This is a genomic window from Enterobacter sp. JS8-1, from assembly GCF_049187015.1.
Classification (GTDB): Bacteria; Pseudomonadota; Gammaproteobacteria; order Enterobacterales; family Enterobacteriaceae; genus Enterobacter; species Enterobacter mori.
On sequence record NZ_CP185805.1, the window covers coordinates 894,335 to 904,028 of the forward strand.

10 protein-coding genes and 1 tRNA gene are annotated in these 9,694 nt (G+C 51.6%); 7 read left to right on the top strand and 4 right to left on the bottom strand.

Translation table 11 applies throughout. The features are described from left to right. Positions 1 to 43: 43 nt before the first annotated feature. Positions 44 to 847, top strand: a complete 804-nt coding sequence (gene dkgB / locus ACOQH0_RS04250; protein ID WP_421511611.1) for a 2,5-didehydrogluconate reductase DkgB — start codon at positions 44 to 46, stop codon at positions 845 to 847. A 22-nt stretch (positions 848 to 869) separates the two neighbouring features. Here the strand turns inward: dkgB and yafC are convergent, their stop codons facing one another. Then, the gene (gene yafC / locus ACOQH0_RS04255; RefSeq protein ID WP_089600674.1) at positions 870 to 1,784 is read right to left on the bottom strand and encodes a DNA-binding transcriptional regulator YafC; all 915 of its coding nucleotides are present in this window, start codon (positions 1,782 to 1,784) and stop codon (positions 870 to 872) included. Positions 1,785 to 1,888: 104 nt separating this feature from the next. Here yafC and ACOQH0_RS04260 point away from each other — a divergent pair, with 104 nt between their 5' ends. From ACOQH0_RS04260 to ACOQH0_RS04270, 3 genes are all read left to right on the top strand, one after another. Beyond that, positions 1,889 to 3,064 (top strand): MFS transporter, encoded by a 1,176-nt coding sequence (locus tag ACOQH0_RS04260; protein ID WP_089600675.1) that lies wholly within the window; start codon positions 1,889 to 1,891, stop codon positions 3,062 to 3,064. Positions 3,065 to 3,202: 138 nt separating this feature from the next. Continuing rightward, a complete protein-coding gene (locus tag ACOQH0_RS04265; protein ID WP_042717509.1) occupies positions 3,203 to 4,003 on the top strand; it encodes an endonuclease/exonuclease/phosphatase family protein in 801 nt (266 codons plus the stop codon). A gap of 77 nt (positions 4,004 to 4,080) precedes the next feature. Next, positions 4,081 to 4,857 carry a class I SAM-dependent methyltransferase gene (locus tag ACOQH0_RS04270; RefSeq protein WP_421511612.1) on the top strand — a complete coding sequence of 259 codons (777 nt, stop codon included), beginning with the start codon at positions 4,081 to 4,083 and terminating at the stop codon, positions 4,855 to 4,857. Between the two features lie 53 nt (positions 4,858 to 4,910). Here ACOQH0_RS04270 and mltD read toward each other — a convergent pair whose 3' ends face one another. Both mltD and gloB read right to left on the bottom strand, forming a co-directional pair. Continuing rightward, positions 4,911 to 6,275: a murein transglycosylase D gene (gene mltD / locus ACOQH0_RS04275; RefSeq protein WP_089600679.1), complete on the bottom strand. Its 1,365-nt coding sequence runs from the start codon at positions 6,273 to 6,275 to the stop codon at positions 4,911 to 4,913. A 68-nt stretch (positions 6,276 to 6,343) separates the two neighbouring features. Continuing rightward, positions 6,344 to 7,102, bottom strand: a complete 759-nt coding sequence (gloB, locus tag ACOQH0_RS04280) for a hydroxyacylglutathione hydrolase (RefSeq protein WP_421511613.1) — start codon at positions 7,100 to 7,102, stop codon at positions 6,344 to 6,346. A gap of 32 nt (positions 7,103 to 7,134) precedes the next feature. On the opposite strand from gloB, the gene ACOQH0_RS04285 reads away from it, so the two are divergent. Next, positions 7,135 to 7,851, top strand: a complete 717-nt coding sequence (locus ACOQH0_RS04285) for a class I SAM-dependent methyltransferase (protein ID WP_421511614.1) — start codon at positions 7,135 to 7,137, stop codon at positions 7,849 to 7,851. Here the strand turns inward: ACOQH0_RS04285 and rnhA are convergent, their stop codons facing one another. Next, positions 7,852 to 8,319, bottom strand: a complete 468-nt coding sequence (gene rnhA, locus ACOQH0_RS04290) for a ribonuclease HI (RefSeq protein ID WP_010426635.1) — start codon at positions 8,317 to 8,319, stop codon at positions 7,852 to 7,854. A 64-nt stretch (positions 8,320 to 8,383) separates the two neighbouring features. Here rnhA and dnaQ point away from each other — a divergent pair, with 64 nt between their 5' ends. Together dnaQ and ACOQH0_RS04300 are read left to right on the top strand one after the other, a co-directional pair. Continuing rightward, on the top strand, positions 8,384 to 9,115 hold the full coding sequence (gene dnaQ / locus ACOQH0_RS04295) for a DNA polymerase III subunit epsilon (protein ID WP_172411142.1): 732 nt from the start codon (positions 8,384 to 8,386) through the stop codon (positions 9,113 to 9,115). A gap of 132 nt (positions 9,116 to 9,247) precedes the next feature. Continuing rightward, positions 9,248 to 9,324, top strand: a tRNA-Asp gene (locus ACOQH0_RS04300). Positions 9,325 to 9,694: the final 370 nt, after the last annotated feature.

The window sequence follows — 9,694 nt, forward strand, 5'->3', positions numbered from 1 at the left end:
AATCTTCCTCAGTTTACGAACATAATGATTAACGAGGAATAACATGACTATCCCTGCATTTGGTCTGGGCACTTTCCGCCTGAAAGACGACGTTGTAATTGCATCTGTAAAAACTGCACTTGAACTTGGCTATCGCACCGTTGATACAGCGCAGATTTATGAAAACGAAGCGGCTGTAGGCCAGGCGCTCGAAGAGAGCGGCGTACCGCGCAGCGACCTTTTCATCACCACCAAGATCTGGATTGAGAATCTCAGTAAAGATAAGCTGATCCCAAGTCTGAAAGAGAGCCTGAAAAAACTGCGTACTGACTATGTGGACCTGACGCTGGTTCACTGGCCATCACCGAATGATGCCGTCTCGGTGGAAGAATTCATGCAGGCGCTGCTGGAAGCGAAAAAGCAGGGCTTAACGCGTGAAATTGGTATCTCCAACTTTACTATCCCGTTGATGGAAAAAGCGATTGCTGCTGTTGGCGCAGAAAATATTGCGACCAACCAAATTGAACTGTCCCCATACCTGCAAAACCGCAAAGTGGTGGGCTGGGCAAAACAGCACGGTATCCATATTACTTCTTACATGACGCTGGCCTACGGTAAAGCGCTGAAAGATGAGGTGATTACCCGTATCGCGGAGAAACACAACGCGACAGCGGCCCAGGTGATCCTGGCATGGGCAATGGGTGAAGGTTATGCCGTGATCCCATCCTCAACCAAGCGTGAAAACCTGGCAAGCAACCTGTTAGCACTGGATCTCCAGCTGGACGAAGATGATAAAAAAGCGATCGCGGCACTGGATTGCAACGATCGTCTGGTGAGCCCGGAAGGGTTAGCGCCGAACTGGGATTAATATTGACCCAACCCTCTGTATTCTAAAACCCTCGCACAGCTCCTTCGGGAGCTGTTTTTATATGTTCGCTCAGGAAGTCGATAAAGGCACGAATACGTGTACTGACGGCTCTGTCGCTGTAATAAACCGCGCTAAAAGGCATCTCTACCGGCAGACGTTTATCTGCCATCAGCTCCACAAGCTCTCCGCGTGCGATCTCTTTATCAATCATGTAATCAGACAAACAGGCGATACCATTTCCGGTAAGGCACAGCTGTTTTAGCGTCTCCCCACTGTTTGAGGATAATCCGCAGGTAATTTCATGAAGCTGACCATCATGACAGGCGACAGGCCAGGTATTTAGCGACACCGGTTCCGTAAAGCCCAGACACAGGTGTTGCGCCAGCTCTTCTACCGTTTCGGGCTTTCCATGCTCAGCAATATACTGCGGCGACGCGATGATTTTACGGTAGCTGGCAAAGAGGGGGCGAGCACGTAAGCTTGAATCAGTCAGGGTTCCCGCCCGGATCGCGACATCAACTTTGCGTTCAATAAGATTGATAAAGGTTTCGGAGGAGACCAGCGATAACGTCATCTCTGGATAACGTTCGCGGAAGGGCTTGATCAGCGGCATCAGAAAATGCAGAACCACAGGTGTTGCCGCATCGATACGCAGCAATCCACGCGGTGTGCTGCGCGATTCCATAATCTCTGTCTCCGCTGCGGCCATCTCCTGCAGGACAGACTGCACGCGGCGGAAATAACGCTCACCTTCTTCAGTGAGGCTCAGCTGTCGTGTTGTTCGGTTGAGCAAGCTCACCCCAAGCTTCATCTCCAGCTTTTTCACCGAGCGACTGATCGCGGAATTTGCCTGACCCAGCTGTTCCGCTGCGCGGCTAAAGCTACCGCTCTCGACGACGGCGACAAAGATTGTTAGCTCTTCCGAGGTTGCTTTCATTGTTGCACCACCTGCAAAATTCAATTGATATTCTGACCATTTTTGTTATTTAAGCACTGGCGCATACTTCCTGTCATCTTAATCCTGTAAAGACGGAGTATTTTATGCCACTGGCGCTACTTGCCCTCACGATCAGTGCCTTTGCGATAGGCACGACCGAGTTCGTTATTGTCGGACTGGTTCCTACCATCGCTAATCAACTTGCCATCTCGCTCCCTTCAGCGGGCTTGCTGGTGTCAATCTATGCGTTAGGTGTTGCTGTTGGTGCACCTGTACTGACCGCGCTGACAGGGCGTTTCCCGCGTAAACAGCTATTAGTTGCCCTGATGGTGCTCTTCACCGCTGGCAACCTGCTGGCCTGGCAGGCGCCGGACTACACCACGCTGGTGATTGCCCGCCTTCTGACCGGCCTCGCGCATGGCGTGTTCTTCTCCATCGGTTCAACCATTGCAACCAGCCTGGTGCCTAAAGAGAAAGCCGCATCCGCTATCGCCATCATGTTTGGTGGGTTAACCGTTGCGTTGGTCACTGGGGTGCCGTTAGGTACCTTTATTGGCCAACATTTTGGCTGGCGTGAAACTTTCCTGGCCGTATCACTGCTGGGCGTGATTGCCCTGGTCGCCAGTATGCTGTTGGTGCCATCCAATATCCCTGGCCGGGCGAGTGCAAGCCTGAGCGATCAGTTGAAGGTGCTCACGCATCCGCGTCTGCTGATCATTTACGCCGTTACGGCTCTTGGCTATGGTGGCGTGTTCACTGCTTTCACCTTCCTGGCACCCATGATGCAGGATCTGGCGGGCTTCTCCCCAACGGCGGTAAGCTGGATTTTGCTGGGCTACGGTATTTCTGTCGCGATTGGTAACATCTGGGGCGGCAAACTTGCGGATAAGCATGGTGCGGTACCAGCTCTTAAATTTATCTTCGCAGCGTTGGTTGTTCTGCTGATGATTTTCCAGTTCACCGCATCGATTCAGTACGCCGCGCTGATCACCGTGCTGGTTATGGGGATCTTCGCCTTTGGTAACGTGCCGGGCCTGCAGGTGTACGTGGTGCAAAAGGCCGAACTGTATACGCCAAATGCGGTAGATGTTGCATCGGGCCTGAACATTGCCGCATTCAATATTGGTATCGCTATCGGTTCCATCGTAGGCGGACAAACCGTAGAACACTTCGGGTTAACCCAAACGCCGTGGATTGGTGCGGTCATTGTACTTGTCGCTTTCCTGCTGATTGGCCTCAGTGGACGGCTTGATAAACCGGCTCGCGTGGCGCTTGGGTAAGTAGCAGTAAGTGCTTGCTTACAAAACTGGAAAGCGGTTTCTCAGTAATTGCGTTGAAAGTATGACCTAAAATCCCTATAACATTAGAACCAGTCCGTTTTTCCGGGCTGGTTCACGTTATAGAGGCCGTTTCCAAAAGTGCGAAAAAATACCTATGCCATGCGTTATGTTGCCGGAATGCCCGCGGAGAGGATCTTGCCTCCGGGGTCGTTTGCGAGCCTTAGCCAGGCATTGCCAGCCGGTACACCCTTAAGCAGTGACGAAAAAATCCGGGTACTGGTCTGGAACATCTTCAAGCAGCAGCGCGCGGAGTGGTTGTCCGTACTGAAGAATTTCGGTAAAGATGCGCATCTGGTTCTCTTGCAAGAGGCACAAACCACGCCGGAGCTGGTCAGGTTTGCAACGACTAACTATCTTGCCGCCGATCAGGTCCCTGCGTTCGTCTTACCCCAGCACCCCTCTGGGGTGATGACTCTGTCAGCCGCGCATCCGGTCTATTGCTGCCCGCTGCGTGAACGTGAGCCGATTTTGCGCCTGGCCAAGTCGGCGCTGGTGACGGTCTATCCGTTACCGGATACGCGCCTGTTGATGGTGGTAAACATCCATGCGGTGAATTTTAGCCTGGGGGTGGATGTGTATAGTAAGCAGTTACTCCCAATTGGCGATCAGATAGCCCATCACAGCGGGCCGATCATTATGGCCGGGGACTTTAATGCCTGGAGCCGCCCGCGCATGAATGCGTTGTACCGCTTTGCGCGCGAAATGTCGTTGCGTGAGGTCCGCTTTAGCGACGATCAGCGCAAGAAAGCGTTTGGTCGTCCTCTCGATTTTGTCTTCTATCGTGGTTTGAATGTGCATGATGCCTCCGTTCTGGTAACGCGCGCTTCCGATCACAATCCTCTACTCGTTGAATTCAGTCCCGGCAAACCTGATAAATAATGGTGCGTCAGGTCTGCCGTGGGGCAGGCCTCTGCGGGTGCTGCCCTTTACTTTTTAACCAACAAAAGGACAGTACGATGACAACAACAACACACACCCATCATGACAACGTAGAAAAACAGTTTGGTTCTCAGGCAAGTGCTTATCTGAGCAGCGCCGTGCATGCGTCTGGACGCGATCTGGTGCGTCTCGGGGAGCGTCTGGCAGCATTCCCACAGGCACACGTGCTGGATTTAGGGTGTGGAGCAGGGCATGCCAGCTTTACGGCCGCACAGCAGGTGGCACAGGTGACCGCGTATGATTTATCCAGCCAGATGCTCGAGGTGGTCGCAGAAGCTGCAAAAGCCAAAGGGCTGAGCAACGTGGCTACGCGCCAGGGCTACGCCGAATCTTTGCCTTTCGACGATGCGTCGTTTGATGTGGTCATTAGCCGCTACTCCGCCCACCACTGGCATGATGTCGGCCAGGCCTTACGGGAAGTGAAGCGCGTATTGAAGCCGGGAGGCGTCTTCATCATTATGGACGTCATGTCCCCGGGTCATCCGGTGCGGGATATCTGGCTGCAAACGGTTGAAGCGCTGCGCGATACTTCCCACGTGCAGAACTACTCCAGCGGTCAATGGTTATCGCTGATAACGGAGGCCGGGTTGATTTCCCGCTCACTGATAACAGACCGCTTGCCGCTGGAATATGACGCCTGGATCGCTCGTATGCGCACGCCGGAAGCGCTGAGCCGGGCGATTCGTATATATCAGGAGAGCGCATCTGCGGAAGTGAAGGCTTACTTTGAACTGCAGGAAGATGGCTCGTTCACCAGCGACACCATTATGGCTGAAGCGCAAAAGGCGGGTTAAAACAAAAAAGGCACCGAGGGGAATCGGTGCCTTTTTATATCAGGAATGTCTCATCAGGAATCTGGCGTCGCGCTGTTTTTCACAAACAGCGTTAGCTGGTCACCTGGTTGCAGATTGTCAGTATCATTATTCCAGCGCATCACATCTTTGATGTTCACGCCGTGACGTTTTGCGATACTGGACAGCGAATCACCCTTACGAACGCGATAGGTAATACTGTCGCTGTTCCTGGCAAGACGCTGTGCGCTGCTACCCGCACCCACCGTCAGAGTTTGACCCACTTTCAGACCGGAGCTGCGCAGGTTATTCCACTGCTGCAGATCTTTCGCATTCACGCCAAGACGTGATGCAATGCCCGAAAGCGTATCACCTGAACGCACCTTATAGCTACGGCTGGAAACGGGAGAGGTATCGGCGATCAGCGTAGACTGAACGGCGGCAATCTCACCAGAAGCCAGAGACTCACGTAATTGTTCAGCATGCTTCTGCGGAACCATCACATACCGTGGGCCATTTGCTCCCAGGGTTGAGCCTTTAACGCCTGCATTAAAGGTTTTCAGTTTACTGACCGACATACCCGTCATATCGGCAACCTGTTGAATATCAACCGGGCTGCTGAGGCGAACGCGCGCCAGTGCACGACTTTCGTCTGGTGTTGGCAGTTGCACACCGTAACGCTTGCTGTTCTTGAGAATATCGCTCAGGGCCAGCATCTTCGGTACGTAAACCTTGGTTTCCTGTGGCAGTGAGAGCGACCAGAAATCGGTAGATTTACCACGCGCTCTGTTCGCTTTCATTGCCTTCAGTACACGACCTTCGCCGCTGTTATACGCTGCGACCGTTAACAACCAGTCACCGTCAAACATCTTGTTCAGACGTTCCATCATGTCGAGAGCGGCTGTCGTTGAAGCGACAACATCACGACGCGCATCATAGCTGCGGGTCTGTTTCAAACCATAATTGCGCCCAGTGCTCGGAATGATCTGCCAAATGCCTGCGGCATTGGCGCCAGACGTTGCGTGTGGGTCAAAAGCGCTCTCCACTATGGGTAGGAGTACCAGCTCCATAGGCATGTTACGTTTCTTAACTTGCCCGGCTATCCAGTACATATACGGCTCTGCCCGTAACGTTACATCGTGGAGATAGCTCTTATTTCTTAAATACTTCTGCTTCTGTTCGCGAATCCGGCTGTTTTCCGGAATTCCCATCTTTAGCTCGTCGCCAATAGAGGCCCACAAGTCTTGTTCCTGCGCGAAAGTTGTCCCATCGTCCAACCAGCGCGCCTGACTTGTAAACTTCCCTGCTTCCCCTTGACCAGCTGCAGAAAGGCTCTGTGCGTGCTGTTGTACGTTGCTGCCATTTTGCGACTGGCAACCTACAAGCAGGACAGAGGCGAGTAATATCGCTTTTGCCTTCATGTGTGTGTCAATAGTTGCTTAAAAGACGAGCGATGATAACGGCGAAATTTTGAAAAGGCAACCCGCAATTATCTGAAGTTATCTTTCTTTGACCTTAACCATGCAAAACGCTGCTCTGGTTGTTGCAACTTTGTTTCTTGGTTAATTTTATTAATTAAATCAATATCATCAGTTCGTAAAAATAAATTTATTTCTCGTTCGTTTTTCAGAATAACGGGTAGTGTTTTTTGGTTTTTTGCACGTAACTCCTTCACTTTCTGGTAATAATCTAAAATCGCCAGATCGTCCGGCAAAACGCTCGCGGCAAACTTCATATTTCCTAATGTATACTCATGCGCACAACAAATAAGGGTATCGTCAGGCAATGCGTTAATCTTCTGTAATGACTGATACATCTGGGCTGGCGTCCCTTCGAACAGCCTTCCACAGCCGCCTGAAAAGAGTGTGTCACCGCAAAATAGATAAGGTTTGCTGTAGAAACACAGATGTCCAGAAGTGTGACCTGGCATAGCAAATACGGAAAATTCGTATCCCAGTATGAGGATATTTTCGCCTTCTTCGACTACTTGCGTCGTACCCTTATCTTGTGTTTCAGCCGGTCCATACACCACAAGATGCGGGAAGGCCGCCACCAGATCGGGAACGCCCCCCACGTGATCGTTATGGTGATGAGTAAGCAGGATGGCCTGGGGATGCCAGCCATTTTCTTCGATTGCCTGCAAAACCGGCGTGGATTCACCCGGATCGACAATGATACATCTGCGATCGTCATCGACTAATACCCAGATGTAATTGTCCTGAAAGGCTGGAATACTGATAAGATTCATACATTACCTCTAACTGCGTGGCGGATGTGTTGATGAAACCGGCAAGGATACCTCAGACTGTCGCAGCACCGGAACGTTGGGCTGACCTGCCCTGGGGTGAGTACTATCGCGAGGCGTTAGAACAGCAGCTTAAGCCGTGGCTCGCGAAAATGTATGGCTTTCACCTGCTTAAGATTGGCAATCTCAGCGCGGAAATCAATACCGAAAGCTGCGCTATCTCGCATCAGGTCAACGTTTCGCTCGCGGGATTGCCTGTTCAGGTGAAAGCAGACCCGCTGCATTTACCTTTTGCCGAAAAATCCGTTGATGCTTGTCTGCTGGCGCATACGTTGCCCTGGTGCAGCGATCCCCATCGCCTGCTGCGCGAAGCTGACCGTGTGCTGATTGATGATGGCTGGCTAATACTCAGCGGTTTCAATCCACTGAGCCTGATGGGTCTGCGCAAGCTCGTCCCGGTTTTACGCCGCACCCCGCCGTATAACAGCCGCATGTTCACGATGATGCGCCAGCTGGACTGGCTTTCACTGCTTAACTTTGAGGTGCTCGGCTACGGGGGATTTCAGGTACTGCCCTGGTCACGGCAGGGGGGCGTTGTGCTAAGCACCCATTTTCCCGCCCTGGGCTGTATGCAGTTTATCGTGGCGCGTAAGCGAACAATCCCTTTGACGCTGAATCCGATGAAGCAAAGCAAATCGAAAACGCAAATTCGTCAGACCGTCGGCGCCACGCGGCAGTATCGAAAGCCCTGATCAGGATTCAGGCTGGTAGCCCGCATCCTCATGCGCGGGATTGGACGCAGCCGCACGAGCCAGTTCGTCGCAGCGTTCGTTCTCAGGGTGACCTGCGTGGCCTTTTACCCATTCCCACTTGATTTGGTGCTGGCCTAAGGCCGCATCCAGACGCTTCCAGAGGTCGACATTCTTGACCGGTTTTTTATCTGCCGTTTTCCAGCCGCGCTTTTTCCAGTTATGGATCCACTGGGTGATGCCCTGGCGCACGTATTGGCTGTCGGTGCTCAGCACTACGTCGCAATGTTCCTTTAAGGCTTCCAGCGCCACAATGGCCGCCATCAACTCCATGCGGTTGTTGGTGGTGAGAAAATAGCCTTCACTAAAAGTTTTTTCGTGCTGGCGATAACGCATAATCGCGCCATAACCGCCCGGGCCCGGATTGCCGAGACAAGATCCATCGGTGAAAATTTCTACCTGTTTACGCATCTCTGGTAGACTTCCTGTATTCGAAACGTTCAGTTAAACGATAAGTCTGACATAAATGACCGCTATGAGCACTGCAATTACTCGCCAGATTGTTCTTGATACCGAAACCACCGGTATGAACCAGATCGGCGCACACTATGAAGGGCACAAGATCATCGAGATCGGTGCTGTTGAAGTGGTGAACCGTCGTCTAACGGGCAACAACTTTCACGTTTACCTCAAACCTGACCGGCTGGTGGATCCGGAAGCGTTCGGCGTTCACGGTATTGCGGATGAGTTCTTGCTGGATAAACCGACCTTTGCAGATGTCGCGGATGAATTCCTTGAGTACATCAAAGGTGCAGAGCTCGTCATCCATAACGCATCGTTCGATATCGGCTTTATGGATTATGAATTCAGCAAGCTTAATCGTGATATTCCGAAGACCAACACGTTCTGTAAAGTCACGGACAGTCTGGCGCTGGCGAGGAAGATGTTTCCCGGCAAGCGTAACAGCCTCGATGCACTCTGCTCGCGCTATGAAATAGACAACACTAAGCGAACGCTGCACGGCGCATTGCTCGATGCCCAGATCCTGGCGGATGTTTATCTGACGATGACCGGCGGTCAGACGTCGATGAAATTCAGTATGGAAAATGAGTCCCAGCAGACGCGGGACGCAGGGGGCATTCAGCGCGTTGTGCGTCAGGCGAGTCGTTTGCGGGTTGTTTTAGCCAGCGATGAAGAGCTGCTTAACCATGAATCCCGTCTCGATCTGGTGCAGAAGAAGGGCGGAAGCTGCATGTGGCGCGCCTGAAAAGGGGGCGAAGCGTATGTTAAATCACCGTTTGGGTGGTTTTTGCAGCAAACGATTCAAAACGTGAGAAAAAGCGTTGACGAGTCCAGAGGCAAACCGTAATATTCGCCTCGTTCCCCAAGCGGGAACAGTGGAGCGGTAGTTCAGTCGGTTAGAATACCTGCCTGTCACGCAGGGGGTCGCGGGTTCGAGTCCCGTCCGTTCCGCCACTATTCAGGCCCACGTTATTTATAACGTGGGCCTTTTTCATTTCTGCGTTCCGATGCATTTCCTCTTCAGTCTCCACCCTTGCCACTTCCGCAGTGGTTCGACATACCACGTCCTTTACTTTTTCTCTTATTTAATAAGATATCTTTATATTTTTAATATATTACTTTTATTTCTGTTTTATTTTGGTGTAAGTTAATTACGATTAATTCTCGCTCCTTTTATTATTTCATACCCTCTCATTAATTCCCTGTCCGGTGTTAACTATTCCTAGTGCTGCGTATATTTCTGTGTGGTTTTTTCCTAATCATATAAAGAAACCAGACATGATATTTTTAAGCATCATGTCAATGAACCCAATAGACATGAATT